Here is a 26,058-nt window from a genome sequence, read left to right as displayed (position 1 = left end):
GTGTCGCGCGAATGGCAGGGGCCGGCGAAGAGAGACCGCGTCCAGCAGCGAGGTTGTATCTGCACCGCAGCCTCGTACGAGACATCGGCAGGGTCGTTCGACTGGTCAAACGACAGGGTCCAGCTTCATGACCTACAACACGATCGGTTTGCGGATCGAAGGCAATATGGCTGTGGTTCAACTTCAACGACCTGAAAAGCTCAATGCCGTCAGCCTAGAAATGGCAATCGAATTGCGACATGTGCTTGCGCAGATACAGACATCGGACACTCTCCGCGTCCTGTTGCTGACCGGAGCCGGTCGCGCCTTCTGCGCTGGCGCGGATCTGTCCGATCCGGGGACGCAGACGGCGGACGTGCTGACCGAGCAATTCAATCCGCTGGTTAGAGCACTTGCCGACTTCCCGTTCCCTATCGTCGCGGGCATCAACGGTGCGGCAGTCGGCATTGGCTGTTCGATCGCCTTGATGGCCGACATCGTTATGGCTGGCCAGAGCGCCTATTTCCTGCAGACTTTCGCCCGGGTGGCCCTGGCGCCCGATGGCGGTGCCAGCTGGTCGCTACCGAAACTGATCGGCTTGCCAAGGGCAAAGGCCATGCTGTTGCTGGGCGATCGCATCACGGCCGCACAGGCGGAAGAGTGGGGACTTATCTATCGTGCGGTGAGTGATGACCGCCTTTCGTCCGAAGCGGCCGCCTTGGCGAGCAGACTTGCCGATGGCCCGACCTATGCGCTTGGAATTACCCGTCGAGGCCTGCACGCCAGTCTCGAACAGGGTCTGGACGAGGCGCTAGCCCGCGAAGCAGCCGATCAGGCCGCGGCAGCGATGTCTTCAGATCATAAGGAGGCCGTCGCCGCATTCCTGGCGAAGCGCCCCGTCTCCTTCGCAGGGCGATGACGCCAATGGCGGTTTCCGGCATTTCAGTTCAGGCAGGAGTAAATTGCATGCCATTATTTCCCCGTTACGAGAATGGCACCCCCAGCCATGTACCTTCGGACCGTGTGGTCGATTTCGACATCTACAATCCACCCGGTGTGGCGCGCGATTTTCACCAGTCGTGGAAGGATCTGCAGAGCCGCTCACCCGCCGATTTGATCTGGACGCCGTGCAATGGCGGTCATTGGATCTCGACGCGCGGGCGCCAGATTAAGGAGATCTTCGCCGACTATGACAAGTTCTCCAGCAGCAACAATCTAGTGCCCAAGCCCGGCGGCCGCGGCCTCCCGCCGCTCAATCTCGATCCCCCAGCCCACCGGGACTACCGGATTCTGCTCAACAACAGCCTTTCACTCAAGGAAGTGTCGAAGAGCCAGACCCGCATCCGCGAACTGGCGCGAGAACTGATCGAGCCGTTCTTGACCCGCGGCGAGGCGAACTTCACTCATGAATATGCCGAGGTTTTTCCAATCCGCATTTTTGCCGTGCTCATGGGCCTTCCGATGTCGGACACGCCCCGGCTTAAGCATCTGACCGATCTCCTGACACGGCCGGGACCGGGCACTGACCGCCGCGCGATCATCTTCGAACTTCTCGATTACATGCAGCCCTTGGTCGAACAAGCACGCAAGGCACCAGGCGACGACCTGATGTCGCACTTAGCGACGGCCCAGATCGACGGAAAGGTGCTCGAACTGCTAAATGCGGCGGAACTCTGCCTGCAGGTTATGCTGGCTGGCCTCGACACCGTCGTCAATCTGCTCGGCTTCGTCATGCATTTCCTAGCCACCCATGAAGACGAACGACGCATACTGGCCGAGAATCCTGGCAAGATTCCGGGCGCCGTCGGCGAGATCATGCGACGTTTCCCAGTCGTCGTGACGGGGCGCTGCGTTGCGCATGACATGCTCTACGACGGAGTCGAGCTCAAGCAGGGGGAGATGATCATACTACCCTCGATGTTGCATGGCCTCGATGACGAAGAGCATAGCGATCCCATGGCCTTCGATCTCGAGCGTCGCAGCCGCGCCCATTCGACGTTCGGCAACGGTCCGCACAAATGCCCTGGCTCCCATCTTGGCCTGCTTGAGCTCAAGATCACGCTGGAGGAATGGCTGGCGCTCATTCCCGAGTTTACCATCGCCAAGGATGCCGATCTCGTGTTCGAGGGTGGCGTAGTGGGAACACTCAAGGGTCTGAAGCTGGTATGGCCCAGCAGCGGGTCCCGGCCTTAATGGGATCAGAAAAGCTGCGCTGAGGAGATGCTGTCACGCCTTCGATCGCTCTGACCCGAGAATGGCCAAAGCAGGTCCTGGACCGGCTGACGCGGGATTATGACGCTGTTCTCCCGAACGAGGTGGACACCGCATTGTCGCGCGATGCCCTGCAGGTGCTGATCCGCAGCGTCGACATTCTCTGTCCCGCCGTCTCGGATCGGCTGGACGAGTCTGTGCTCAACATCGTGGGACGTCGTGTCAGGCTGCTTGCGAATTACGGAGCGGGCACCGATCATATCGATCTGGAGGCAGCGCGACGCGCAGGCATCATGGTCTCCAACACACCCGATGTCCTGACCGAAGCCACTGCCGAGCTCGCATTGACGCTGATGCTCATGGTCGCGCGACGCACTAGCGAAGGAGAGCGCGAATTACGCTCCGGCAGATGGTCGGGCTGGCGGCCGACTCACATGATGGGAACGAGCCTGCAGGGGCGCACGCTAGGGCTTGTCGAATGCGGCCGTATCGCCCGTGCTCTGGCCCGTATGGCTGTCGCTGCCTTCGGCATGACGATCGTCTATCATGCGCGGCGTCCGGCTGGCGATTTCGAAGGCGCCTTCGTCGCCGATCTGGACACCCTGCTGGCAAGGGCAAATGTGGTTTCGCTACACTGCCCTGGCTGCCTCGCGCTTGGCAGACCGTCTGAATCAGCCGGGTTGGTCGATCAGATGGCGCGCGCTTCGATAGGCAGATGTGATCGCTGACCCAAGCGAACCGCCACCTGACGGATACAGACCTGAAAACACCGATTGTTGATCAGCCCCGACGACGTAAAGGCCGGCGATGGGGCGACCTGCGGCGTCCAGCACCTCGCCGTTGACAGAGCTATGCGCTCCCAGCGTGCTGCTCACGCTGCCAGGATAGAGGGCGATCGCGTAGAAGGGCGATCTGTCGAGCGGCGCAAGGTTCGGGTTCGGTCGGACCGAACTATCCCCCAAAGAGCGATCATGACGATTATGCCCCCGGCCGAATTCTGCATCGACGCCGGCGGATGCCGCATCGTTGAACCGCGCGACTGTATCTTCGAGGGCGACGGGGTCGATATCCAGCTTCTGGGCAAGCGCGCCAAGAGAGTGCGCCTTATGGAGGTAGCCCGCTTGGACGAGGTGTCTTTTCGGAAACGGAAATGGCCGCGCCAGCCCCATTCCATACCGTTGGACGAAGCGGGCGTCGCCGATTAACCAAGCGCGCGCGCAATCGTTGGCGACCATGGTCTCGACGAGCTGGTGGTAGGGAGAGGCTTCATTGGCAAAACGCTTGCCACGCTGATCGACGATAAGCGATCCAGGCTTAGCGCGATCTATACCGAAATGAGGATAGCGCGCCCGGATGATGCCCTGCCTGTCGCGCAGGGTCGAAACGGGTGCGAGGATGCCCGATGCGCTGGCACTGGTATCCAGCGATCCTCCCGCTGCGATCGACATCGTCAAGCCGTCACCGACATTGCCCTCGGCGGACAAGGAGACATGAACCTGGGGCATCGGCATATGCTCGCGCACCCAATGCGCCGATGCGCCAAATCCGCCCGTGGCCAGAATGACACCACGTCGGGCGCGATGAAGATGGCCGCCCGCGACGATTGCACCGGCGATACGGCCGTCCTCGGTCACCAACGAGGTGACCGGCGTCTGGGTATTGATGGTGACCCCGTAATCGAGCATGGCGCGCAAGAGGGACGCGGCCAGCGCATTTCCGTTGGCGAGATGGCGCCCTCGCCCTGACATGATCCGATCGCGGGCATATTGGGATATCCTGAACATCACCCGCTTCAGACTGCCGGTGGATCGCATAGCCCTCCAGAAGTCGGGCAGTTCGATCTGATCGATCTGCATGGAGCCGAAAAGGGAGAAGGCTTTGAGGGGCGGTCGCAGCAACGCCAGCGCATCGCCGAGCGATGCCCCATCATAGGCACGGCTCAATAGGGTGCGACCGGGCACGGCACCAACCATGTCCGGGAAATAGTCAGGAATGCGCAGACTTGTGAAGCGGACGGGAGTGTGCGCCTCAAGCCAGGCGACCGCTGCGGGAGCCGCCTCGAGAAACGCGAGGACGCGATCATGGTCGAGTGCGGCTGGAGAAAGTCCGGAAAGATACTGCCACGCTTGTTCCAGGGAGTCTGTCTGACCCAGCGCAGCGAGGTGATGATGGCGAGGTATCCACACGCCTCCTCCGGAGAAGGCGGTCGTTCCACCGATCCACGCGGTCTTTTCAAGCAACGTGACACTGAGCCCGGATTGGGCGGCCATGATCGAGGTGACCATGCCGGCTGCGCCGGATCCAACGACGATCACGTCCGAGACCGTGGATGGAAGATCCTTATCCTGCTTCACGCCAATCCTAGCTCGATCAGGCAGCGGATGCCGTGGCGTTTCTTCTTTTGAAGGTCGCATTGCAGCGTGCCACCGCGCCGCGGGGGCCGATCAGTCTGCCTTCGACGAAGCATAAGGAGCGCGTGATGCGCAGAACGCTTGTCCTGGTCTCGATCCAGTCGCCCACGGCGGCCGCCGCGATGAAGTCAACAGACAGGCTGATCGTCGGCGTGGGATCGTTGAAATCGGAAAGCGTATTGGCGTTGACCCCCATTCCGATGTCGGCGAGCGTGCTGAGCATACCCCCATGGCACACGCGCATGCGATTGCAGTGCCGCTCTTCCACCGTGAAACCGAACCTGTAGGGTTCATCCTCCAAATCCATCGCCACCATCAGAAACGGACCGGTGAGAGCGGAAAACCCATCCGAATAGTCGACGGGCCGCCAGTCTCCGGCTGTCCGGCTAACTGTCCCGCCAAGCGGCTGTACAGCGGCGCTCACGCAGCCTTACCAGGATCTTGATACAGCGGCCGTAACTGCTTGCTGTCGATATACTCGCGGGTCGAAATCAGCCGCCCATCTTGGCCAACGGTGGCGATGACCGATGCGCGAAGCGCCAACGGCGTTCCGCGTACCGATCCTATCATGACATGCTGTTGCAGAAACCCTTGAAGCAGGGGTTCACGAACCACCTCTTCATAGTGAAGATCGCTGATCGACGACTTCAGCCAGGCAAGCGTTGCGAGATGCTCGGTGCGGTCTTGCCAGATATTGTCGGTATTATGCCACGCGACGAAATCGGGGCCGAGGCATTGTTCGAGCGTGTCGACATCACCGGCGCATACCGCATCGAAGAAGCGCGCGGCATCGGCATCGATTTGCGCATGATCAGGCGTTGTGCTCATCGCTATATCCTCAAAAGCCAGGATGGGCGGCGAGCGAGCCCCCATCAACATGGAAGTCGCTTCCGGTTACGAAGCCGGATTCGTCAGATGCCAGATAGACGGCCATTGAAGCGATATCGTCGCCGCTGCCGATCTTGTGCAAAGGCGAAAGCCCCTCGAAATGCTCCCGCAGACGCGGCTTTTCGCTGAAGCTCTTCTGGGTCATTGCCGTGACGATGATGCCCGGTGCTAGGGCGTTGCAGCGAATGCCGTACTTGCGTCCGGCCTGGACTGCGACCGAACGCGAAAGCATGCGCAGGCCGCTCTTTGCACTTGTGTAGGCAATGTCGGGGTGAGCGGCAAAAGCGGTGCTCGATGAGATATTTATGATCGATCCTCCCGGACCGCCGGGATTGTCCTTCATTGCCGCGATCGCGAACTTGCAGCCAAGCATCACGCCGGTCAGATTGACCGCGATCACTCTGTCCCAACTTTCCAGGTCGACCTCTTCGATCGTCTTGTTGATGATGATGCCGGCATTGTTGACGACGATGTCGAGCCTGCCGGCTGCCGCGTTGATCGCGCCCATCGCATCCGCCCAGCTTGCTTCTTGCGTGACGTCGAGCTTGACGTAGGAACAGCCATCGGCCTCAAGCCCGTCTTTGCAGCTGTCATCAATGTCCCCGCCAAAGACGATCGCGCCCTCGGCAGCGAAGCGCTGCGCCATGGCGCGTCCCATGCCATTGCCGGCGCCGGTGACCAGCGCGACCTTGCCCTTGAGGCGTTGAGATTCAGTCATGCAGCTTCCTTCGATCCTAAATGAGACGGTTCACCCGAGCCGATCGCACCGGCCGGACCGCCCACGCGGTCCAGCCTGGCGATCAGGCGGCGATCCCATTCGGTGGGTGTGCCGCACTGGAGTGAGAGAAAATTCGCGCGGCGGTAATGAAGATGGCAGTCGAACTCCCAGGTGAAGCCCATCCCGCCATGAATCTGAATGCAATTGCTTGCGCAAAACTGGTAGGCCCGTGTGGCGCTCACACGCGCATAAGCCGCAGCGAGCGGGAGTTCGGCCGCACCCGTCGAAAGCGCCCACGCGCCGTAATAGGCATTAGACCGCGCGAGCGTCGCGCTCGCGTACATGTCGGCCATCAGATGTTTCATTGCCTGGAAGGAGCCGATGGGCTGTCCGAATGCGTAGCGCTCGAGCGAATAGTCGCGCGCCATCCACAAGGATCGATCTGCGCCGCCAATCTGCTCGAAGGCCATCAGCACTGCAGCCTTGTCGTAAACCTCATCAAGAATGCGCAGCCCGTCTCCCGCAGGTCCGAGCCGGACGGCGCCTGCATCTGCGAAACTGATCCTGGCGATGGCTCGGGTCGGGTCGATCGAAGTGAGGCTCACCCGCGCGACACCTGCGCCGGTCAGCTCCACCAGAAACAGTGACGGTTTGCCGTCCGCGTCGCCATCGGCCGCCAGTACGATCGCGAAGTCGGCTATGTCACCATCGCTCACCGGATGCTTAACGCCAGTGAGGGTACCGTCCTGATACCGACATTGGAGGCGAGAGAAGTCTGAACGGCCGCTATGCTCGGTTACGGCGAGGCAGCCGATCGTCGTGGCCGTTGCGATGCGCGGCAACCACCGTGCGCGCTGTGCCTCGTCCCCTTCGGCCTTGATCAGTTCGGCGGCGAGGTAGACCGTCGAGGCGAACGGCACAGCAGCGAGCGAACGCCCCAGCTCCTCGGCGATCAGGCAAAGTTCGAGATAGCCAAGGCCACTCCCGCCCTCTGCCTCTGGGATGGCGGCGCCGGTGAACCCCATTGCACCCAATTCTCGCCAGAGCGCCTCCTGAAAGGGCAGCTTGCCATCGAGGACCTCGCGGACGCGTTCGATCGGCGCGCGGTCTTCAAGGAAGCGGCGGATCTCGCTCTGGATGATCTTCTGGTCGTCGTCGAAATCGAAATTCATAATCTCATGCCTTGAAATTGCAGCGCCGCCCTTAGCGGAGTGGCTTCGACCATGTGCGGGAAAGGAATGTCGAGGCGAGCCCGAGCGACAGCAGGATGACGAAGAATATCCAGGCCGCCCGGTAGCTCCCGTAGCGATCGAAAGCCAAGCCAGCGACCATCGGGCAGATCATGGTGTAGGGCAGCATCCCCGCGCGCGTGAGGCCGAGCCCACTTCCGGTGTTCGCAATGCCGAAGACATGGACGATGAGTGCTGCCCATACCGGCATCATGCCGCCGAGACTCAAACCGAAAAGCACAGCCGAAGCGCACAGGAATGGGTATGTCAGATCCCCTATCAACATTGCGCAGGGCGCGATCATCATGAGAAGCGCAATTGAGAGAGCGGCACGCAGATCGACCCGGTCTGCTATTGCGCCGAAACTTATTTTGCCGACGAACGCGCCGCCTCCGATAATCGAAACGAGCGAGACGGCCTCGATTTGGGAGAAGCCGCGTCTGACTGCGTCTGGACCAATGGAGATCGTGACTGCACCGGTCACGCCAACCATGGCACCGATCGCAAAACTCATGATCCAGAATGCAGGTGTCGATACAATGGCGCGCACGGTCATGCGGGTCGTGTCAGGTGCAGGTCCATGGTCGGCGTGCCGCCGCTCATGGTCCGGGAGCGTGCCGGGGGTCCGTGCGAACAAAAAAGCCGGGATCAGCAGCAGGAGCGTAAGCGCGCCATAGATGATGAACATGGCCCGCCATCCGACGGAATCGGCAAGGTACGTGCTCAGGACCGGAAAAAGGACTGCCGCGACCGACGCGCCGAGGACTGCGATGCCTAGGGCAAGTCCGCGCCGACGCTCGAACCAGCGAGCCACTATGAAGTTGGCCGGAACGATGCCCATGAACACGTCGCCAAAGGCGATAAGCGTGGCGAAAAGCAGCATCACCATCGCCATGGAGTTGACGAAGCCTAAGGCGGCGAGGCCTACAGCTGTGCTGATGATGCCGCCAACGACTACCCAACGCACGTTCCAGCGATCAAGCGTCCAGCCTACCGGTATCGCACCGACGGCGCCGACGGCGATCAGGATTGTGTAGGCAAGGTTGATCTGCGTGCGACTTGCCCCGAACGCTTCCTGGAAGATAAGGGTGTAGCTGCCGAACGCGTAGAATACCGGACCTGTGGCGAACAACTGAAGCAGGAATCCCAGCAAGACAACGCCCCAGCCGACGTACATACCGCGCGCCGGCTTGGCTTCCGGGACCGCAATGGAGGCTGCAGGAACGGGCGTGGGGTTTGATACGCTGGCCATCAGCGTGGCCCACTCGTCGGCCTGCTCATGATGGCGCCCGTCACAGCGTTATCGTCCAATCTGCCGAACGCGGCAGATATTGCGGATCTCGCTTTTCTCGAAACGCCGTGAGGGCTTCCTTGGCATCCGGGTGACCGCTCGCCTTGACGGTAAACCCTTGTTCGAAGGCATAGCCCGCCTTTAGGTCCATCGTTTCCACCTGATTGAGCACCTGTTTCCCGAGGCGCACGGCGGTCGGGCTATATCCGGCGATCCGGATCGCAAAGCCAAGGGCGGTTTCGAGTAGCTTGTCATTTTCACTGACGACCACGCAAGCGCCGCCGGCGGAAAACTCGGCGGCGTTCAGATGCTGCCCTGTGAAGAACATACGGCGCACGAGAGGCTCGGGCGCGATCCGCGCGAGATGCCGCGCGCCACCGAACACGCCGACCGTGAGTTCAGGCAAGCCGAATCGGGCACTTTGCGCCGCAACGACGAAATCGCACGACGCGGCGATTGCGAGTCCCGTTCCGAGCGCGGCGCCATGCACGGCGCCAATGACCGGCACCACGCAGTCCTGGATTGCGAAGAACGCTTCCCGCACCCGCCACATTCGCTCGGTGCCATTTTCAGGGGTCATCGTCGCGAACTCGTCGAGATCGTTGCCTGCCGAGAAGTGCTTGCCTGCCCCGGTCAGGATGATCGCGCGGACATCAGGCAGCAGCGCATCGGGGTCCGCGAAAGCCGTGTGAAGCTCGATGTACATGTCCCTATCGACACCATTGGCCGGCGGTCTGTTCATGGAGATCTGAAGAACGCCCGGCGCAGGGGAGGTGGTTTCGAGAAAACGGAAAGTCATCGGTGTTTCCTTGTCTGTCGGGTCTAGAAGCGCAGAACCGAGGGATGGTCCTGGGCAAATAAAGCAGCGACCGCGTCACTCCGCAGGTCGCGTACACGTCCTTGGTTCACGCTGCCTTTGTCGGTCACTTCGCCTTGTTCGGGTGACAGCCGCGTCGGCATGATCATCGCAGTGCGTATCCGCCGCGAGCTCTCCTTGTTTGCTCCGTTGAAGGCGTGGATCATCCTGCTGACGCCATCGACGATGTCGGGATGGCGGGCCAACTGGTCGAACGAGAGGGCTCCGGCATGATCGTCTGCCACTGCCCGCGCGCTATGCTCGTTTAACCACAGCAAGGCGCTGACATGCGCCTCGTTGAGGCCGCAGATGACGGCTTCGTGGAGCAGACTCCCACATTCAGAAAGAATGTCGCTTCGCAGGATGCCGACCGAAACCCAGGTTCCGGTGAGCAGCTTGAACTCCTCGGCAATGCGTCCGTCGAAGACCAGGCCGAGATGAGGACGGTCGCGATCGTAGAAACGCATTGCGTCACCGGTGCGGAAATATCCCTCGTCATCGAACAGTCCCTCACTGGCGGCGGGATTGCCCAGATAGCCGGATGGCGGCATCACCGTTGCGGCGCGAACCCGCAGTTCGAGCTTTGGCCCTGTAGGCACGAGCTTGAGTGCCACGCCGGGGGGCGGCAGGCCAATCACCTCCATTGGCCCCGACCAGTAGCGCACGGCGCCAAGCGAATATTCCGTTGCACCATAAAGGCCGAAGATCGGAATCTCGCGTCCTGTCATCGCAACGGACATCGCATTTATCCGCTGCGTGACACTCAACGGAAGTACCGCACCGCCACACCCCATGTAGACGAGGTTGCGATAGAAGCGCTCGCGCAGCTCTGCATCGGCTTCAAGAATGTCGCACAGCATCACGAAACCCGCGGGAACGGTGTGAAAGATATGCGGCGACATCGTGCGCAGATTGTCGAGCGTCTTTTCGAACAGCGCTGGGGTCGGCTTCCCCTCGTCGAGATGCAGTGCGGCCCCGAGCCGGATCATGTTGTTGAAATTATAGTTTCCGCCCATGATGTGGTTGAACGGCATCGATTCAAGGAATTGCGGCTGCTCGTCGCCCAGTTCAAGCAGACCCATCGCCTCGCACTGGGCCACCGTTTGCGTCAGGTTGGCCTGAGGCAGCGGTGCCGCCTTGGGGCTGCCGGTCGATCCCGACGTATGCATGATGCGCGCGATCGTCTGCGGCGTGATCGCAGCGGTCTCCACCGCGACCTGAGCGGTCGGAACGGTCGCTATGACATCCGCATATCGCGCGCAGTCGATCCCTTCCACCATGCCTTCGGCAGCGATGAATCGGATACCGAGCGGCTCCAGCGCCTGGATTGCCTTTGCAAAGGCGGTCGCATCGTCGACGAATGCGAGCTTTGCACCCGTTCGATCGAAACACTCTATCAATTTGGCAAAATCCGAGGCGATGAGGGAGTAGGCCGGGTTAATCGGCGCCGTGGCGACCCGTACCCGCTGGGCACCGATCATCAGCACGCCATGTTCGATGGACGGCTTGGAAAGGATTGCGACGGTCTCGCCTGGCTCGATTCCTTCATTCAACAGCCATTGTGCAATGGAACGGGACTGCTTTTCGGCCTCACCATAGGAAATGGCACGCCAGCCGCTGACGCCCGTCTCCCGCTGGAGGAGGAAGCGACGATCTGGCCAGCGCTCGGCCGTCTCATCGAATATCGCGACCATCGATGGCCGTTCTGCGGCAGGCGCACGATTGGAATGCAGGTAGATCGTGCCATCGTCCTTCGCGACGAGAGACAGCTCGTCGGCTCCGATGGTTTGGCCCGGCTGCCGTTTTGGATTGCTTGCAGCCACTTCAATTGTCGCAGCGCTTCTCATGCTGCACCGGCGGTTGGGATGGCATTGAAGGGAAGGTTCTTGTCCGCGCGCAGATCCTGCGGCAATCCCAGGACGCGCTCCGCGATGATCGTCCGCATAATCTGGTCTGTCCCTCCTTCGATCCGGGTGCCGGCAGCGCGCAGCAGGAGCATCTGGAAACGGTCGTCGTCTTGGTTGATCCCGGCATCCCTCACGGTGCCCGCAAAGCCTTGCAGATCGACCGCGAGTTGCGCGACCTCCTGAGTGGTGGTGGCCGCCACGAGCTTCATGATCGACATCTCGGGTCCAGGCTCCTGTCCCTGGGACAAGGCAGTCAGGCCGCGATAATAGGTGAATTTCAGGCCATTTGCCCGCGCTGCATAGTCGGCAAGGCGGCTGTGGATCGCAGGGTCGTCGAGGGCGCGGCCTTCGCCATCAGACAGGTTGGCCGCCAGATCCCAGAGCTCGTCGATGCCGGTCGGCATATGGCTGCCGACCGTAATCCGTTCATTCATGAGCATCGTCAGGGCGACCTTCCAGCCGCCACCTTCCGGACCGATGCGATTGGCATCGGGAAGGGCGACATCGACGAAGAACACCTCGTTGACATGACGCTGGTCCGTAATCTGTCGGATTGGCCGAATTTCGATTCCCGCAGACCGCATATCGACGAAGAACATCGTTAGACCACGATGTTTGGGGACCGCGGGGTCTGTCCGGGTGATGATCACGCCCCAGTCGGCCTCCTGAGCGCCGCTGGTCCAGATCTTCTGTCCGTTCAAAATCCAGTCGCCATCGCCCGTGCGAGCCGCTCGTGTGCGAATGCCGGCAAGATCGGACCCCGCAGATGGCTCGGAAAACAGCTGACACCAGATTTCGTCGCCCATGATGATGGGCGGCAGCAGCCGTTCCTGCTGCTCCTCAGTTCCCCACGCCATGAGCGTTGGTCCAAGAGAGCCCTGCGAGACCATGAAGGGCGCGAAGAGGCGCGCGAACACGCCTTCTTCCTGCCCCCAGATCACACTTTCGATCTGGCCGCCGCCGCGGCCGCCAAACTTCTCCGGCCACGCCAGACATGCCCAGCCGGCGTCCGCCTTCTTGCGTTGCCATCCCTTGGCTTCCGCGATGACATCGCCAGCTTTCAGATCGAGATGGCCGAACGAAGCATTCGCAAGCTCCTCGCGAAGGTGATGCGGTGCGTTTGCTGCGATCCATGCACGCGCTTCTGCGCGGAACGCGGCTTCTTCCGGAGCGTCTTCGAGATCCATCCTACCCTAATTGCCTTCTTCTTGCGTGACGCCGGATACTTGTCAGGCGGTCACGGCTTTCTCGTCTGCGACGTAGCGGCGATTGTGCGCGCGCTCGAAAAGGCCCGTGACCTCGGCGTCATCCTGTGCGTTCACGATGTCGTCGATCCAGCCATGAAAGGCTTGTCCGCCCGGCTCGTTGCGACCGAAGAGGATATGATCCCGCGCCCCGGTTAGGAGGTTCTTCTGAATGCCTTCCGCCGCCGTGTAGTCCTCATCGCGCAGCACCTCGACGAGGAACGTGAACTGGGCTTCGGCGGCCTCGCGCTCCGCCTCGTCCGTCAGTTCCTTTTCAGTCAGGAAGACGTGGGTCGAATAGCCCTCGAGTACGGAGTTTCCAGGGAAGATTTGCGAGAACATCATGGCCGACCCGCGACCATCTATCGAGATCAGGGCAGCGTTCGGGAACATCGGCCAGACGCCCTTGAGCATGGACTTGAGGTCCCATTCGGCTTCGGGTTGCCCCTCGAGCTTCAGCAGCGTCGGGTCGGGCGTGGTGATGCGCTGATGAGGCCCCCAGCGAAAATTCAGCGCCTGGTTCGAGAATTTCGTTCCGAAGGTCGCCCGGTGGAGGACCGGCAGGTGATAGAAGTCGACATATCCATCATACATCAGCTTCCAGTTGACGCTATCGAGCCTCTTGCGGCCAAACACATGCCACTTGTCGAGGCCGAAGGCCCCGATCGCTTCGTCATAGCCTGAGAGGAAGGTGTCGAACGCGATTGTCGCCGAAGGGTCGAGGATGGCCCAAACGAAGCCACTCTTCTCGAATGTCCGAAGCTTCGGCAGGCCATAGCAGCTTTTGTCGATCTCGCCGAATTCCTTGGGTGAAGCCACGCCGATCAAATTCCCGGCCTTACCATAGGTCCAACCGTGATACGGGCACGAGAAGCGGGATCCCTTTCCATTGCCTACCGGCACCACCTGCGCGCCGCGATGGGTGCACATGTTCATGAATGCCTGCGCTGAGCCATCGTCCTGTCGAACGACGAGAACCGGCCGGTCCATGATCTCGACCGACCGATACGCGCCCGGTTCGTTCAGCTCGCTGGAGAGCGCAACTACGATCGGGAGTCGCAGGAACAGCTTTTCACGCTCCTGTTCCCATCGGGCAGGGTCCGTATAGAAAGAAGCCGGCACCTTGAGGATAGCCTCTTCCTGGTCGACGCTATTCGACTTGATGTGGGCGATGTTGTGCTTCGCCATTTCAACCAGATCTTCGCGATTCATAGTGTCTCTCCAGCCGGCATTCAGCCGTTCGGCTCAGTGACGAGAGCGGCAGCCGCAGGCTCGAACATCTCCGACGGATATTCCGGGATGGTGGCAGGGCTGTTGTCATGAAGGAGCCTTTCAGCTTCCTCACGGTCCTCGTCGGTGATGGGCGCGGTCGCGACCGTGAATTCGACCAGATTCTTGTCGGGATCGAGCGTGTAGATCGAGTCGATGAATTCATGGTGGACCTGGCTCACGCGCAAGCCGTGATCGAGCCAGCGCTGGCGCTTTTCCAGAAGCGCCTCGGGGGTATCGACCAGAAATGCGACATGGTTGATCCAGGTCGGGAGGCCGAGGCCTGACGACCAGGAGGCACGCCAGTCCTTGCCCTCCAGCTCAGTGAGATGAAGGTCCCACAGGGCGAAAAGACCGCCATGGCCGGTTTCGTAGAAAACGTGCTTCGTCCAACCGGCCTCTTCGCCGCCGAGCGCCTGACGCTTGACGACCTTGGCAAGCTTAAATCCCATGACTTCGGTGTAGAATTTATGAGAGCGATTGAAGTCGCGTGCCGCAATGGCAAGGTGATGAATCATGTATTATCTCCGATCCTGATGATTTAGATATTGGCTTGAATCCAGTCCGTAACCAACGCAACGGCTTCTTTCAGCATGGGTTTCTGATCGGAGCCGGCGTAATAGTGGTTCGCACCAGAGACATGCATCATTGTCTTCTTGTCGTGCTTGATCGCCGCGAAAATGGCATCTGTGTGGGTTGTTGGGCATGCATCGTCCGCGTCATTCACCACCACGAGGATCGGTTTGCTGATCCGACCGGCGGCATCAACCGCGTCGATCTGCGCGGTATCGAAGCCCCATTGCGAGAGCCAGCTCCGCAAAGATGTAAAGCGGGCTAGCGCGGCAAGACCGTTATTCGCCGTTTTTGGGTCACCGATGTAGGAGCCGGGCTTGCGCTGGTTGGGATCGAGGGAAATGTCGACCCACCGCGGGTCGGCCATCGTCCCGTGCACGATGAAAGCGCGTTCTCCGGCTGCATCGCCACGGCGGGCCAGTTCCGCCAGCTCGTTTTTCGCCCATTGCGTGATGCGCCGGTTGCGCGCCAACTGGGCGGCCCGATACGTCGCGACCCATTCGCGATCCAGCGGCAGTGTCCGCGGACCGCTTTCGGGATAAAGATCGAGTGCCGCATCCCGCTGCGAAGGGTCGAGTTCATCCGTAATCGCCGGATCGATAAAGTCAGTTATGAGATGATGGCGACTTCTGTGCGGCGCGAGCAGCATGACGCCATCGGCCGGCATCAGTTCGGTGTCTGCCAGAGCGTTATACTCGCCCGCGGCATTGGTAGTGATGCGCTTGTCCTCTGCTTCGGCCTGATAGCCCGATATGATGCTGCCACCGCCGCTCCAGCCAGCCAAGACGACTTTCTTATATCCCAGGCGTTCCTTGGCATCACGCACGACAGCGCCGAGATCGAGGAGAAGATTCTCGGCCTGAAGCGCAAAATCACCGTTGATGTAACGGTTCGCCGCAGCGATAACGTGATGCCCCGCGCCAGCAAGGCCCGAGAAGACAGGCAGATAGGCCTGCGACCCGATTGGATGGGTCGTGATGATGACGGTGTCCGCTTCAGTGTCGCCACGCATGAGCTGGGACTGCACAGCGACATGCTCGCCAAGGGAACCATAGACGTCCTTGCGGCCTCCGCCTGCGGGTTCCCGATAGACGGTCAGATATGGTGTGCGAGTGTAGGACGTACCCTTCTTTTCGGTCATCACTTTCCTAGCTTCTTGCTTTGGTTTGGGAGGATTCACTCTCGTCGAAGGCGAGTGGCGGGATGGACGCGCGCCAAGGCTGCGTCAGGTCGCGACGCGCCTCGAATGCCGCGAGGTCGTTCAGATGCTGTTCCGAGATCGCGATCTCGTCGCCGCCCGTCAGCAGCATCTCCTTTGCATCCGCATCAATTTCGAAGGCCATCGGCTCGAGCGCCGGAGCACGGACATTCTGGGCTGCCAGGTCGATCGCGAAATGTGCGGTTGCCTCCTGAGTTGCAGCGGCCATCAGCGCGGCCACGGATGATACCGGGAGGACGATCGGCAGGATCCCGTTGCGCAGGCAGTTGCCGTAAAAAATGTCCGCTATGCTGGGTGCAATGATGGAACGGATGCCGAAATCGAGCAAAGCCCAAGGCGCGTGCTCGCGACTGGAGCCACACCCGAAATTATCGAGCGTGACGAGGATCGAAGCGCGGTCCCATGGTTGGGTGTTCAGTACAAATGTCGGATCCGCCCGCCACCCGTGAAACAGAGCGGCGCCCAGGCCTTTGCGCGTGGTGGTCTTTAGGAACTGCCCGGGAAGTATCCGATCAGTATCGATGTTGGCAACCGGAAGGGCTGCTGCGATACCTTCCAGATGTGTAAAAGGCGTCACGACACCAACTCCCGAACGTCTACGATATGGCCGGTCACAGCTGCGGCAGCGGCCATGGCCGGAGACATGAGATGCGTGCGGCCGCCATCTCCCTGTCGTCCCTCGAAATTGCGATTGGACGTGGAGGCGCATCGCTGGCCGGGGCTGAGACGATCTGGATTCATGCCCAAGCACATGGAACAACCCGGATCTCGCCATTCGAATCCAGCGGCGAGGAAAAGGCGATCAAGTCCTTCTTGCTCCGCTTGCTGCTTCACAAGCCCGGAGCCTGGCACGACCAGGGCGCGTACGCCGGGAGCGACATGACGACCACCAGCCACGGCGGCGGCAGCGCGAAGGTCTTCGATGCGACCATTTGTACAACTGCCGATAAAGACCACGTCGATCGGGGTTCCGACCAAGGCATCGCCTGGCGTCATATCCATATAATTCTGCATGGTCTGGGCCTGGAGGCGGCGGTCCGGGTCACTCATGGTCCTTGGATCGGGCACCAGCCCGGAGACTGGCACGCCAGCCTCAGGACTGGTGCCCCACGTCACCATGGGAGCGACAGACCCGGCATCGATATCGACGGAGCGGTGATAGCGAGCATCAGGATCGGATCGCAGCGCCATCCAGTCTGCCTTTGCGGCCTCGAACGCGGAACCGGTCGGTGCGAACGGACGCCCTTCGATCCACTCGAAGGTCTTGTGGTCCGGCGCGATCATGCCGGCGCGGGCGCCAGCTTCGATCGACAGGTTGCACAAGGTCATACGGCCAGCCATGTCGAGATCCTCGACCGCTGCACCACCATATTCGATCACGTGGCCGGTCGCACCGTCGGTACCGATCGACGCAATGATATGGAGGGCCAGATCTTTGGCCGTCACGCCGTCTGGCAAAGCGCCGGACACGTTGATACGCATCGTTCTGGCCCTCCGCTGCACAAGCATCTGTGTGGCGAGCACATGCTCGGCCTGGGAAGTGCCGATGCCGAAGGCTAGCGCGCCAAACGCCCCGTGCGTCGATGTGTGGCTGTCGCCGCAGACGATGATGGCACCAGGAAGCGTCAAGCCCAGTTCCGGGCCAATGATATGGACGATCCCCTGATCTCGGCTTTTCAAGGGTACGTAGGGAACACCGAACTCGCGCACATTGGCTTCGAGCGTCTCAACCTGATGACGGCTTTCAAGGTCTGCGATCGCCGCCACGCCGCCAGCGCGACCTTCGGTGGGCACGTTATGATCGGCGACGGCGATGGTTCCCTGCGGACGGCAAACAGGGCGTCCCGCGAGTCGCAGGCCTTCGAACGCCTGAGGACTCGTCACCTCGTTCACGAGATGCAGATCAATGTGCAGAAGGGCTGAATCAGCGCCCTGGGGCGCCACGACATGCGAGGCCCAGATCTTCTCGTAAAGTGTGCGACCCTGCGTCATGCGGCGGCCCGCCGCTTTGCTCGGCCTTGCTCCGCCACACGTACACGACCACCCACCTGTGCGCCGGGCAGCTCGCAAATGCTATGGGCGGAGGCGAGCAGACGCGTGGCATCTATCCCTTCAAGAACGCCCATGCGCGAGAACATCCACATGAGATCTTCAGTGGCGACATTTCCGGTTGCGCCAGGAGCGAAGGGGCAGCCCCCCAAGCCCGCGACACTCGCGTCGAACACTCTCACCCCGACATTCCAGGCCGCCAGGGCATTCGCTGCACCCAAGCCATAAGTGTCATGTGCATGAAAAGCCCAGCCGCGCTCCGGCGAGAAGCGTGACATAGCCTGCTCGAACAATGCCGCCACCTGTGATGGATCCGCACGACCGGTCGTATCGCACAACGCCACTTCCGCGTCCGGCGCGATTGCGATCATCCTGCCAGTGATATCGAGAACGACTTCAGGATCGACCGCACCGATGAACGGGCAGTCGAAAGCTGTTGCGATGTTGATCCGCATGCGGGTTCCCGCAGGCGCCATCTCGACGATTTCTTGGAATCCATCGACCGACTCCAGCGGCGTCCGTTTGATGTTTCCCAGATTGTGCCTTTCGCTCGCCGAGACGACGATGCTGAGATGCTTTGCCCCTGCATCGATCGCGCGTTTTGCATGACGCGTGTTCGGGACAAGCACCTGCATGTCGAGTTCCGGCCAGTCGCTCGATGCGCTTACGATTTCCGCAGCGTCGGCAAGCTGCGGCAAGGCAGCTTCGCTGACGAACGAGGTCGCCTCCATTCGACGAACGCCGGCCTGATACAGGGCGTCGATGATCTCGATTTTGGCAGCAGTGGGAATGAACGGCCCAACAGACTGGAAACCATCTCGGGGGCCGACCTCTACGAGGGTGGCTTTATCCTTGATCATACGACGCCCTCTCGCCTCAAAGCTTCGATTTCTGCTGCCGATATGGCCAACACGCCGCTCAGCACCTCGTCGGTGTGAGCGCCGACGTCTGGGCCTGCCCAGCGAATTACCCCAGGAGATTCGGGAATATGCGGCACGACGCCAGCTTGAAGGACGTTCATCCCGAATGCTGGGTCAGGAACTTCGCGTATCATTTCACGAACCCGATATTGTTCATCGGCGGCGCAATCGGCCGCGGTATAGGCCTTGCAACTGGGGATATCGGCCTCTTCGAGCATTGCCATGAGATCGACGGAATCGAACTTGGCAGTCCACCGGGCGATGTCCGCATCGAGTGCCTTGGCATGGCGCACACGGGCCGCATTGCCGACATAGTCGGGATTTTCGAGGAGATCAGGTCGCGCCATCAGCTTCGCCAGTGCCGTGAAAAGCCCATCCGAATTCGCGCCGATCAGGATCCACAGCTTGTCGCGGGTCGGATAGGCGTTCGTCGGCGCGGCGGTCGCTATCGCTCCACCAGTTGGCTGCTTGATCTTGCCGAGCGCGCCATATTCGGGGAGCATCCCTTCCATTAGCGATAGAACACTTTCTGTCAGCGCGACATCGACCGTAAGGCCGCCCTCACCCTTCTCGCCACGATCCCGACGCCAAAGGGCGCCCATAATTCCATAGGCAGCGTAGATGCCGGCAACAGAATCCCCGATACTGACACCGACGCGCACGGGCGGGAGATCATATTCGCCGGGGGCATGGTTGGTGAGATGACGCAGTCCGCCCACCGCCTCTCCGATCAAACCGAAGGCGGCCCGGTGCCGACCGGGTCCAGTCTGACCGTATCCAGAGATGTGACAGATAACGAGATCAGGTTTGACTGCCCGCAGCGAAACCGCGCTCAAGCCAAGTTTGGCAAGCTGACCAGGGCGCATATTTTCGACAAGGACGTCGCAATGCTCAACGAGATCCAGCACAATTTGTCGCGCCCGGTCTGCCTTGAGGTTGAGGGTGATGCATCGCTTGTTGCGTCCGTGCATGGACCACCACAACGACTTGCCATCGACCATCTCGCCCCACTGCCGCACCGGATCACCGGTCTTTGGCTCGATCTTGATGACATCGGCGCCTTGATCAGCGAGCAAGCGCGTACAGAACGGGGCGGCAACGAAGTGGCCGATCTCCAGAACGCGCAGTCCTGACAGCATATTAGGTCGTTTGTCGTGCATGATGAGGCCTCTCTCCACGACCCGTTGAACCACGCTGGTCGCCGCGAGACCATTCGTCGTTCGCCAAGGCTCTTTTCGTGGTAGCACTCTGAGGTTGGCTGCTGGCATCCGCGCCGGGCATAACTCTTTCACCCTCCGCCAATGCCGAGGCTCATACAACTCGTCGCGTGGATCAAGCTGTCGAAGCATTTCTTAGAAAGTCGAGCAGCAGCGTTGCCGAACTAGATAAACGGTCGCGCCCGCGCACGCACAAAATAAGCGAACGACGCGCCCATGACTCATCAAGCGGGCGTGTCTCTAGGCTATTGTCAGCAATGCTGATCGAAGTCGCAGGAATCACCGTGACACCAAGTCCGTTGCGCACCATTTTCTTGGCCATTTCAAAGCTTGTAACGTGCGTGCGTTCGGAAAGTGGCACCCCTAACTCTGCGGCCTTCTCGCGGTAGAGCGCCAGAAGTGCGCTATCGCGTTGCATCCCTATGAAAGGGAAACAAAGCAGATTCGAAAATGCCACACTGGGCATTTCGGCCAGCGGATGCCCCCGTGGCAAGACGACGACAAGCTCGTCGTGCGCCCACTGATAATGCTGAAGTCCTCCGACCGCCACCGTTCCGGAGACCAGCCCGATATCGCACATTCCGACATTGACGGCGTGGACTATGGCCGCACTCGTTGCCTCATCAAGTTCGACATCGATCTTCGGATGGCCGCGAAGAAAAGACCCGATCGTGTCGACCAGCTTTCCCGACATGGCGGTCATGTGCGCCTGCACGCGGATCAAACCCATTTCGCCGCGACTTGTCGCGCGCAAGTCTGCAGCGATCTGATCGAGTAGGGCAAACATGCCTTGGACCTTAGGCAAAATGAGATTAGCCGTTGCAGTTGGGCGAACTCCGCGATCATGCCGCTGGAGCAGATCCACTTCAAACCGGTCTTCCAGTAATTTGATACGCTTGCTTAGCGCGGAAAGCGCAATATTCTCGCGAGCCGAAGCTTTGGCAAGATTGCCTTCCTCACAGGCCGCGAGGAGCAGGCGCAGGGTCGTCAGGTCGATCCCGTTCCACGATGGAGGCCGGCTATCATTGCTCAGTTCAGTCTTGGTCATCTCACCTATCGTCCGCAACTACGCCCTCCCATCCGAGGCAAAACAGCCATCGCGGGAAAGGTTACTGACTGTTAGGTAGGTTAAAACCACTGGTGGTGGCAACTCAAAAGATATATATATTCGCTGCACTTCTGATTGGTTAGCGCGAACCATGTATGCAATATTCCTGCAAAACCATTGCGCATTTTGGCGCAACGAGTTACCGATAGGTTGGCAGTCGATCGATAGACTTTCCTAAGGAATGCGCGTGCCTCCCTCCTCGGCAAAACAACCAATGCGATCATCAATGGACAGCATCTTCGCGACAGGCCAAAAGTCTGCGTCAGGCCGCTCGCGTGCCGCGCGAGGATCGATCACCAAGCCGCGTATCCTGGGAGTTTCGGCGACCTTGTTTCAGGAGCGCGGCTATGACCGCACTTCGCTCGACGACATCGCCGGCAAGCTCAAGATCACCAAGCCGAGCCTATATTATCATTTCCGGAGCAAGGAGGACATTCTTCTCGAATGCATTCGTGCGGGATACCTCCATTTCCAAGATAGGCTACTGCGATCGGATGATCCTGCTGCTTCTGGACGCGAACGTACGAAGATCCTGCTAAGGACATATCATGATGTGTTGGTACACGATCTGGGCTTAAGCCTAATCGTTGCCGACGATCGAGTGATGTCTGAAGATACAAAAAAAGAGTATGATAAATATCGGCGCGCCATGAACGAAGAATTGGAGTCCAGAATAAAGCTGGGCATACAAGATGGATCAATAATATCCCCAGAAAGCCGCATTACTGCTTACGCGATATTTGGAATGTTTAACGCCATGACGTTGTGGCGGCTGAGGACCGATGTTGCCGATTCCTCTGACATTCTAGAGCGCATGTTCTCCATTATTTTTGAAGGCATTGGCGGCTGAAAAGCCAGATCAGGGAGGATTTTTCCATGCCAGGTTTACCCATTTTAGAAATGCAGGCGCAGTTGCGTCTTCCAATCATTATTGCACCCATGTTTCTGGTTTCAACACCCGAAATGGTGGTGGCGGCAGCGCAGAATGGCGTAATCGGTACGTATTTAGCGCCCAATGCCCGTACGATCGAAGCATTCGAAGCAGGGCTCGAACAGATAGTGGCGGGCCTGCCAAATGCAAAGGCTCCTTGGGCTGCGAGCATGATTGTCCATCCGACCTACGACCGCTTCGCTGCTGAACTGGAACGCATATGCACTTTTAAGCCTCCTGTCGTCATTACGGCACTGGGAAGCCCCGTCCGCCTTCTGGCCCAGATTCACGCCTATGGTGGCGCGGTTTTTTGCGACGTCGCCACGCCCGATCAGGCGCGCAAGGCCGCGGCCGCTGGCGTCGATGGTTTGATACTGCTTGGTTCTGGTGCGGGCGGGCATACAGGCAGCTACAGCGCGTTCGCCTTTATAGAAGAGGTACGAGAATTCTGGGATGGACCACTCGTTCTTGCCGGTGCGATCGGGACGGCTCAGGGCCTCAGAGCGGCGCTCGAGCTCGGCGCCGACTTCGTTTATATGGGCACGCGCTTTCTGGCGTCCCGCGAGAGTATGGTATCTGACGAGCACCGGGCAATGATGGTCGCCTCAAATTTGAGTGACATTGTCACGACTTCGGTGCCGACCGGACTTCCTGCTAATTGGATCAAGGCCAGTCTGGATGCCGCAGGCCTTTCCTATGCCAACGGCAAAGGGAAGGAGAGAGCCGACTTCTCAACGCTACGCGACGAAGTCAAAGCGTGGAAGCACATTTGGAGCGCAGGCCATTCGGTAGGCCGTACTAAAGCGGTGGAAAGTGTTGGTGAGATCGTGGATGGTCTGGCGCGCGACTTTGTCGCCTGCGCAGCAGAAGACAGGCTTCGGAGCTGGAATTCCAAGCTCGGAGGGCTTAGCGAGGCGGCGGTGCACAACTGAACACCACGCCGCGCGCCTGCTTGGAAAATTCAATAGATGGGCTGTTCTCGATGACCCACGATCACAGGCGAGCCTTGCATGTCGGCATTGTATCCCGAACGGACATTATACGCTTTGCCGGCGCGAGTGGTGATTTCAATCCCCTGCACCACGACGATGATCATGCACGAGCCATGGGCTACCCCTCTTCGTTCGCCATGGGAATGCTCACTGCAAGCTATGCTGCGAGACTTCTTACAGACTGGTTTGAGATTCGCTCGATCCTGTCCTTCAGCGTTCGCTTCGTTGGTCCGGTCTGGCCTGGTGAGGCGCTCACGGTCGAAGGGACTATGTCATCGCCAGTACAAGGGGATACAAAGGCGACAGTTCAGCTGCGCGTTCTCAATGCCGATGGAGAACGAAAACTTACTGCGAGTTCTAACGTGCTGCGCCCGTTGGCAATGGAGCCGATCAGCGCACTCTCGACAGATGCGCCATCCGCAAGCTCATGTATTACGCGACACGATGGTGGGCGGGTTCTGCGCACCGTCAGGTTCCCGGTCGAGGCCGGCAAGATTGCGGAGTTCGCGCGGGCGACGGATGATTACAACGAGCTCTTTTTTGATTGCGACACTGCGAGGGAGAGCAGGCTCACTCCCGCAATAGCGCCATTGACGTTCACAGCCTCGCTCCTTCACCATATCGATGACCCCTTGAGTCTCCTTCGCGAGATCGGAATGGAACCCAGTCGCGTCGTTCATGGCGAACAGCATTGGAACTATCACGCCCCTGTTCGGGCGGGAGACGTGCTGCTCGCGCAATCGAGGCTGCTGGCGATAGACTCAGTTTCGAGGCGCAATGGGAATCCTATGAAGAGGGCGATAATCGAAACGGTGTATCACAATGAAAACAGAGAGATGATGCTTACCGAGCGCCAAATCTCTCTGGAAGTTTGATCGGCATCTTCCGTCATTGAAGCTCGATCCAAGGACCGATGGGTACGCCGCCTACAGAGGATTGGCCGACAGGCAACTGCACGCTCAAGCTTGCAATAGTAAGGCGTACTCCTTGCGGTGATGGCACATGTTTCCGGACTGTGCGTGTGTACGCACCAGCAATCTGACGTCCGTGATGAAAGGAGTAAAGAACCCTGCAGCATCTGCATAGCGTCGCGGATGACCCGCTGCTCTTCATGACGTTCAGCCTCTCGTTTCCGCAGTTCCAACCACAGCGTAGCGCTCACCGCAAGACGCCGCCGATCGCGGCAACTGCCTGAAGCCAATCGCCAGCCGAAAAGCTGGCAAGGCCGGTCCAGGTGCCCGGCTTGGAAAGCGGAATCGCTGCCAACCCGCCACCGATCAGGCCGACAGTCATGCATGCCGCGACCTGTATCCAATTCTTGTTTCATGTCGCATCATTTTGCGAAGGAACGAAGACAACAAGAAGGGATCGTCGCCGTCCACCATTTTGGTGCGTGATGCTGAACCCTTCGGGCCGCGCTTTTTAACCGATCTTGGCCAATAGGCGGCCCGCAGCCCCCTGCTCTGCCGCAAGGTTTCGATTGTAGGCAAGCGGCATACGAGGCGACTTCCACCGCAGCGCATCCATGATGCCGGCGAGATCCTCACCGCTCGTGAACAAATCCTGGTTGAGCCCGACCCGCGTCGAGTGCGCGCTGATCCCTTTGAGCAGCCGGACAAGATCGTCCGTCGTCAAATCCGCCAGCGCGCCGGCATCGAATGCCCGCTGGATCATCGCCCTATAGATAGGACCAACCGAAGCGGGATGGGGTCCTCGTGACGGCGGTGCAAAAAGTGCCGCTAAGCAACCCGTTGTTTTTGTTTGTATAACTCCGCCTTTTTCCCCGTAAGTGATTGATATTCCACACTACGGAGGTTTTTCATATTACGCTCCTAATCCCGGCCGCTGGCGGTTTTCCGCCCAGGAGCCGATCCCGGTGTGGCGAGACGTCAATGGTGATGACGCCTTTGGTGTTGATATGCTCGTGCGCATTGGGGGCGATGTGCATGATGTGATGATCCGGAAAGGTGTCCGGCATTCGCGCTCGAACCTCACCGATCCGGGTCGCGTTCCACGTCATGATAACGTTGGTAAGCAGTGTCAGGCCTGATGATATCGCGGCCATTTGTTCGGGCGTGCGGCCATGCCGTGCCCCGATCGGCCCGGAATAGATCGCGCGCTGCAGGGTGTGGACCGACTCGCCTTGGCTGAGCAATGCGTCATTCATCCCACGGAACGCCGGGTCGCCGAGATAAGCGCCCAGGAAGCGGGTCAGTAACAGCCTGCCGAAGGCATCCCCTGCCTGAAACGCTTCATCGCCCCGCGCCGCGCTGCCAAAGCGGTCCAGAACGTAGTTCGCCGAACACCAGCCACTCTTGGTAGATGCCGCAATCCGGAGGAGCGGGTCCCATCCCCGAGTGATGGCGCTGGTTGAGACGGTCTCGCTCACAATTGGCCGCAAGCTGGCAGGTACATCGAGGCCACGCGGGAGATAGAGCTTGCGCTTGTTCATGCCGGCTAACCTCGGCGCGAGATCAATCCCCACCAGATTGGCCAGCGCCATACCGAAATGTGTGTGGCCATGCGTATCCACCGCGACACGGTGGAGGTCGACGGCTTCGTGGCGAAGAGCCCCTTCGATAGCTGCTCCCGCTTGCCGACGGTTCAACACAACGGCTTGGTCATGCAGGATCACCCATTGGTCGAGCACATGGGTGTAGGTTCCGATTGCCGGCGTACGGCGGCGCGGATCATGGCGGGCTGTCCAGAGACGGCGGGTTGCATCAAGGCTCATCATATCGGCCGATGCCCGAATGCCGCCTCCCCACAATTTTGTGACCGGGAGCGTCCTGAAATGATCAAGTACCACGCGGTTGGCCGCCGGCAATCGACCATTGGCCTCGATGCGGCGCATCATCTCGCCGACTGCGTCGGCTTCAATATTGAGCGTCATGCGCGCCATGTCAGCGGCGGTCAGATTTGTCAATCGGCGTGCAAACGGGACCCCTTATCGGCGCGCAAAAGGGACCCCCTGTCAGGATGGCGGAGCGTTGATGTGACGGGCTTCCTTGCGCTGCGCGCGGCGTAGGGAGGGCGTAGCCCGACC

The 26,058-nt window shown here is 60.0% G+C and carries 25 protein-coding genes and 1 pseudogene; 6 read left to right on the top strand and 20 right to left on the bottom strand.

Annotation, left to right across the window (positions count from 1 at the left end):
- The first annotated feature begins 127 nt into the window (after window positions 1-127).
- The 3 genes from WA070_RS01555 to WA070_RS01545 all read left to right on the top strand — a co-directional run bounded on the left by WA070_RS01555 (window position 128) and on the right by WA070_RS01545 (window position 2,918).
- On the top strand, window positions 128-898 hold the full coding sequence (locus WA070_RS01555; RefSeq protein WP_422632471.1) for an enoyl-CoA hydratase-related protein: 771 nt from the start codon (window positions 128-130) through the stop codon (window positions 896-898).
- Between the two features lie 47 nt (window positions 899-945).
- The gene (locus WA070_RS01550) at window positions 946-2,172 is read left to right on the top strand and encodes a cytochrome P450 (protein WP_422632470.1); all 1,227 of its coding nucleotides are present in this window, start codon (window positions 946-948) and stop codon (window positions 2,170-2,172) included.
- Between the two features lie 122 nt (window positions 2,173-2,294).
- Entirely contained in the window at window positions 2,295-2,918 is a 624-nt protein-coding gene (locus WA070_RS01545) for an NAD(P)-dependent oxidoreductase (RefSeq protein WP_422632469.1), read from the top strand.
- Here the strand turns inward: WA070_RS01545 and WA070_RS01540 are convergent.
- The 17 genes from WA070_RS01540 to WA070_RS01460 form a co-directional block, all read right to left on the bottom strand.
- Complete coding sequence (locus WA070_RS01540; RefSeq protein WP_422632468.1) at window positions 2,862-4,544, bottom strand: FAD-dependent oxidoreductase; 1,683 nt, start codon at window positions 4,542-4,544, stop codon at window positions 2,862-2,864. The two genes, WA070_RS01545 and WA070_RS01540, sit on opposite strands and share 57 nt — an antisense overlap.
- 16 nt (window positions 4,545-4,560) lie before the next feature.
- Window positions 4,561-4,917 (bottom strand): PaaI family thioesterase, encoded by a 357-nt coding sequence (locus WA070_RS01535; protein WP_422632467.1) that lies wholly within the window; start codon window positions 4,915-4,917, stop codon window positions 4,561-4,563.
- Between the two features lie 104 nt (window positions 4,918-5,021).
- Window positions 5,022-5,429 (bottom strand): nuclear transport factor 2 family protein, encoded by a 408-nt coding sequence (locus tag WA070_RS01530; protein ID WP_422632466.1) that lies wholly within the window; start codon window positions 5,427-5,429, stop codon window positions 5,022-5,024.
- A 10-nt stretch (window positions 5,430-5,439) separates the two neighbouring features.
- Window positions 5,440-6,207 carry an SDR family NAD(P)-dependent oxidoreductase gene (locus WA070_RS01525; RefSeq protein ID WP_422632465.1) on the bottom strand — a complete coding sequence of 256 codons (768 nt, stop codon included), beginning with the start codon at window positions 6,205-6,207 and terminating at the stop codon, window positions 5,440-5,442.
- A complete protein-coding gene (locus WA070_RS01520) occupies window positions 6,204-7,379 on the bottom strand; it encodes an acyl-CoA dehydrogenase family protein (RefSeq protein ID WP_422632464.1) in 1,176 nt (391 codons plus the stop codon). The genes WA070_RS01525 and WA070_RS01520 overlap by 4 nt, the downstream gene beginning before the upstream one ends.
- Before the next feature lie 31 nt (window positions 7,380-7,410).
- Entirely contained in the window at window positions 7,411-8,613 is a 1,203-nt protein-coding gene (locus WA070_RS01515) for an MFS transporter (RefSeq protein ID WP_422632463.1), read from the bottom strand.
- Between the two features lie 115 nt (window positions 8,614-8,728).
- On the bottom strand, window positions 8,729-9,526 hold the full coding sequence (locus WA070_RS01510) for an enoyl-CoA hydratase-related protein (protein ID WP_422632462.1): 798 nt from the start codon (window positions 9,524-9,526) through the stop codon (window positions 8,729-8,731).
- Between the two features lie 23 nt (window positions 9,527-9,549).
- A complete protein-coding gene (locus WA070_RS01505) occupies window positions 9,550-11,430 on the bottom strand; it encodes an AMP-binding protein (RefSeq protein WP_422632461.1) in 1,881 nt (626 codons plus the stop codon).
- Complete coding sequence (locus WA070_RS01500; protein ID WP_422632460.1) at window positions 11,427-12,677, bottom strand: acyl-CoA dehydrogenase family protein; 1,251 nt, start codon at window positions 12,675-12,677, stop codon at window positions 11,427-11,429. Before WA070_RS01500 ends, WA070_RS01505 begins: the two co-directional genes overlap by 4 nt.
- A gap of 42 nt (window positions 12,678-12,719) precedes the next feature.
- Complete coding sequence (locus WA070_RS01495; protein ID WP_422632459.1) at window positions 12,720-13,946, bottom strand: aromatic ring-hydroxylating oxygenase subunit alpha; 1,227 nt, start codon at window positions 13,944-13,946, stop codon at window positions 12,720-12,722.
- 20 nt (window positions 13,947-13,966) lie between these two features.
- On the bottom strand, window positions 13,967-14,521 hold the full coding sequence (locus tag WA070_RS01490; protein ID WP_422632458.1) for a VOC family protein: 555 nt from the start codon (window positions 14,519-14,521) through the stop codon (window positions 13,967-13,969).
- A gap of 23 nt (window positions 14,522-14,544) precedes the next feature.
- The gene (locus WA070_RS01485) at window positions 14,545-15,717 is read right to left on the bottom strand and encodes an alpha/beta hydrolase family protein (protein ID WP_422632457.1); all 1,173 of its coding nucleotides are present in this window, start codon (window positions 15,715-15,717) and stop codon (window positions 14,545-14,547) included.
- A 7-nt stretch (window positions 15,718-15,724) separates the two neighbouring features.
- Window positions 15,725-16,372 (bottom strand): 3-isopropylmalate dehydratase small subunit, encoded by a 648-nt coding sequence (gene leuD, locus WA070_RS01480; RefSeq protein WP_422632456.1) that lies wholly within the window; start codon window positions 16,370-16,372, stop codon window positions 15,725-15,727.
- Entirely contained in the window at window positions 16,369-17,787 is a 1,419-nt protein-coding gene (gene leuC, locus WA070_RS01475) for a 3-isopropylmalate dehydratase large subunit (RefSeq protein WP_422632455.1), read from the bottom strand. The genes leuD and leuC overlap by 4 nt, the downstream gene beginning before the upstream one ends.
- Window positions 17,784-18,704: a hydroxymethylglutaryl-CoA lyase gene (locus tag WA070_RS01470; protein ID WP_422632454.1), complete on the bottom strand. Its 921-nt coding sequence runs from the start codon at window positions 18,702-18,704 to the stop codon at window positions 17,784-17,786. The genes leuC and WA070_RS01470 overlap by 4 nt, the downstream gene beginning before the upstream one ends.
- Window positions 18,701-19,903, bottom strand: a complete 1,203-nt coding sequence (locus WA070_RS01465; protein WP_422632453.1) for a CaiB/BaiF CoA transferase family protein — start codon at window positions 19,901-19,903, stop codon at window positions 18,701-18,703. The genes WA070_RS01470 and WA070_RS01465 overlap by 4 nt, the downstream gene beginning before the upstream one ends.
- A 193-nt stretch (window positions 19,904-20,096) precedes the next feature.
- Complete coding sequence (locus WA070_RS01460; protein ID WP_422632452.1) at window positions 20,097-21,029, bottom strand: LysR family transcriptional regulator; 933 nt, start codon at window positions 21,027-21,029, stop codon at window positions 20,097-20,099.
- A 286-nt stretch (window positions 21,030-21,315) separates the two neighbouring features.
- Here WA070_RS01460 and WA070_RS01455 point away from each other — a divergent pair, with 286 nt between their 5' ends.
- Genes WA070_RS01455 through WA070_RS01445 form a run of 3 tightly spaced genes read left to right on the top strand, consistent with a single transcriptional unit; the run spans window position 21,316 to window position 23,887 of the window.
- Window positions 21,316-21,939 carry a TetR/AcrR family transcriptional regulator gene (locus WA070_RS01455; protein WP_422632451.1) on the top strand — a complete coding sequence of 208 codons (624 nt, stop codon included), beginning with the start codon at window positions 21,316-21,318 and terminating at the stop codon, window positions 21,937-21,939.
- 26 nt (window positions 21,940-21,965) lie between these two features.
- A complete protein-coding gene (locus WA070_RS01450) occupies window positions 21,966-22,952 on the top strand; it encodes an NAD(P)H-dependent flavin oxidoreductase (protein WP_422632450.1) in 987 nt (328 codons plus the stop codon).
- Window positions 22,953-23,002: 50 nt separating this feature from the next.
- The gene (locus WA070_RS01445; RefSeq protein WP_422632449.1) at window positions 23,003-23,887 is read left to right on the top strand and encodes an FAS1-like dehydratase domain-containing protein; all 885 of its coding nucleotides are present in this window, start codon (window positions 23,003-23,005) and stop codon (window positions 23,885-23,887) included.
- Window positions 23,888-24,170: 283 nt separating this feature from the next.
- Here the strand turns inward: WA070_RS01445 and WA070_RS01440 are convergent, their stop codons facing one another.
- From WA070_RS01440 to WA070_RS01430, 3 genes and pseudogenes are all read right to left on the bottom strand, one after another.
- Window positions 24,171-24,305: a hypothetical protein gene (locus WA070_RS01440; RefSeq protein WP_422632448.1), complete on the bottom strand. Its 135-nt coding sequence runs from the start codon at window positions 24,303-24,305 to the stop codon at window positions 24,171-24,173.
- A gap of 129 nt (window positions 24,306-24,434) precedes the next feature.
- A pseudogene (locus WA070_RS01435) lies at window positions 24,435-24,719 on the bottom strand (integrase); the annotation flags it as partial.
- A 112-nt stretch (window positions 24,720-24,831) separates the two neighbouring features.
- Window positions 24,832-25,914, bottom strand: a complete 1,083-nt coding sequence (locus tag WA070_RS01430) for a Tn3 family transposase (RefSeq protein ID WP_422632447.1) — start codon at window positions 25,912-25,914, stop codon at window positions 24,832-24,834.
- Window positions 25,915-26,058: the final 144 nt, after the last annotated feature.

The sequence above is a fragment of the Sphingobium sp. genome (assembly GCF_049304695.1).
Classification (GTDB): Bacteria; Pseudomonadota; Alphaproteobacteria; order Sphingomonadales; family Sphingomonadaceae; genus Sphingobium.
This window is presented reverse-complemented; position numbering and strand designations above follow the sequence as displayed.

Bases quoted from the DNA above. Each gene is read 5' to 3' on its own strand.
- WA070_RS01555 (WP_422632471.1), top strand. From the start codon at position 128: ATGACCTACAACACGATCGGTTTGCGGATCGAAGGCAATATGGCTGTG.
- WA070_RS01550 (WP_422632470.1), top strand. From the start codon at position 946: ATGCCATTATTTCCCCGTTACGAGAATGGCACCCCCAGCCATGTACCT.
- WA070_RS01535 (WP_422632467.1), bottom strand. From the start codon at position 4,917: ATGGTGGCGATGGATTTGGAGGATGAACCCTACAGGTTCGGTTTCACG.
- WA070_RS01530 (WP_422632466.1), bottom strand. From the start codon at position 5,429: ATGAGCACAACGCCTGATCATGCGCAAATCGATGCCGATGCCGCGCGC.
- WA070_RS01525 (WP_422632465.1), bottom strand. From the start codon at position 6,207: ATGACTGAATCTCAACGCCTCAAGGGCAAGGTCGCGCTGGTCACCGGC.
- WA070_RS01520 (WP_422632464.1), bottom strand. From the start codon at position 7,379: ATGAATTTCGATTTCGACGACGACCAGAAGATCATCCAGAGCGAGATC.
- WA070_RS01515 (WP_422632463.1), bottom strand. From the start codon at position 8,613: ATGTACGTCGGCTGGGGCGTTGTCTTGCTGGGATTCCTGCTTCAGTTG.
- WA070_RS01510 (WP_422632462.1), bottom strand. From the start codon at position 9,526: ATGACTTTCCGTTTTCTCGAAACCACCTCCCCTGCGCCGGGCGTTCTT.
- WA070_RS01505 (WP_422632461.1), bottom strand. From the start codon at position 11,430: ATGAGAAGCGCTGCGACAATTGAAGTGGCTGCAAGCAATCCAAAACGG.
- WA070_RS01500 (WP_422632460.1), bottom strand. From the start codon at position 12,677: ATGGATCTCGAAGACGCTCCGGAAGAAGCCGCGTTCCGCGCAGAAGCG.
- WA070_RS01495 (WP_422632459.1), bottom strand. From the start codon at position 13,946: ATGAATCGCGAAGATCTGGTTGAAATGGCGAAGCACAACATCGCCCAC.
- WA070_RS01490 (WP_422632458.1), bottom strand. From the start codon at position 14,521: ATGATTCATCACCTTGCCATTGCGGCACGCGACTTCAATCGCTCTCAT.
- WA070_RS01485 (WP_422632457.1), bottom strand. From the start codon at position 15,717: ATGACCGAAAAGAAGGGTACGTCCTACACTCGCACACCATATCTGACC.
- leuC (WP_422632455.1), bottom strand. From the start codon at position 17,787: ATGACGCAGGGTCGCACACTTTACGAGAAGATCTGGGCCTCGCATGTC.
- WA070_RS01470 (WP_422632454.1), bottom strand. From the start codon at position 18,704: ATGATCAAGGATAAAGCCACCCTCGTAGAGGTCGGCCCCCGAGATGGT.
- WA070_RS01465 (WP_422632453.1), bottom strand. From the start codon at position 19,903: ATGCTGTCAGGACTGCGCGTTCTGGAGATCGGCCACTTCGTTGCCGCC.
- WA070_RS01460 (WP_422632452.1), bottom strand. From the start codon at position 21,029: ATGACCAAGACTGAACTGAGCAATGATAGCCGGCCTCCATCGTGGAAC.
- WA070_RS01455 (WP_422632451.1), top strand. From the start codon at position 21,316: ATGGACAGCATCTTCGCGACAGGCCAAAAGTCTGCGTCAGGCCGCTCG.
- WA070_RS01450 (WP_422632450.1), top strand. From the start codon at position 21,966: ATGCCAGGTTTACCCATTTTAGAAATGCAGGCGCAGTTGCGTCTTCCA.
- WA070_RS01445 (WP_422632449.1), top strand. From the start codon at position 23,003: ATGACCCACGATCACAGGCGAGCCTTGCATGTCGGCATTGTATCCCGA.
- WA070_RS01440 (WP_422632448.1), bottom strand. From the start codon at position 24,305: ATGACTGTCGGCCTGATCGGTGGCGGGTTGGCAGCGATTCCGCTTTCC.
- WA070_RS01430 (WP_422632447.1), bottom strand. From the start codon at position 25,914: ATGGCGCGCATGACGCTCAATATTGAAGCCGACGCAGTCGGCGAGATG.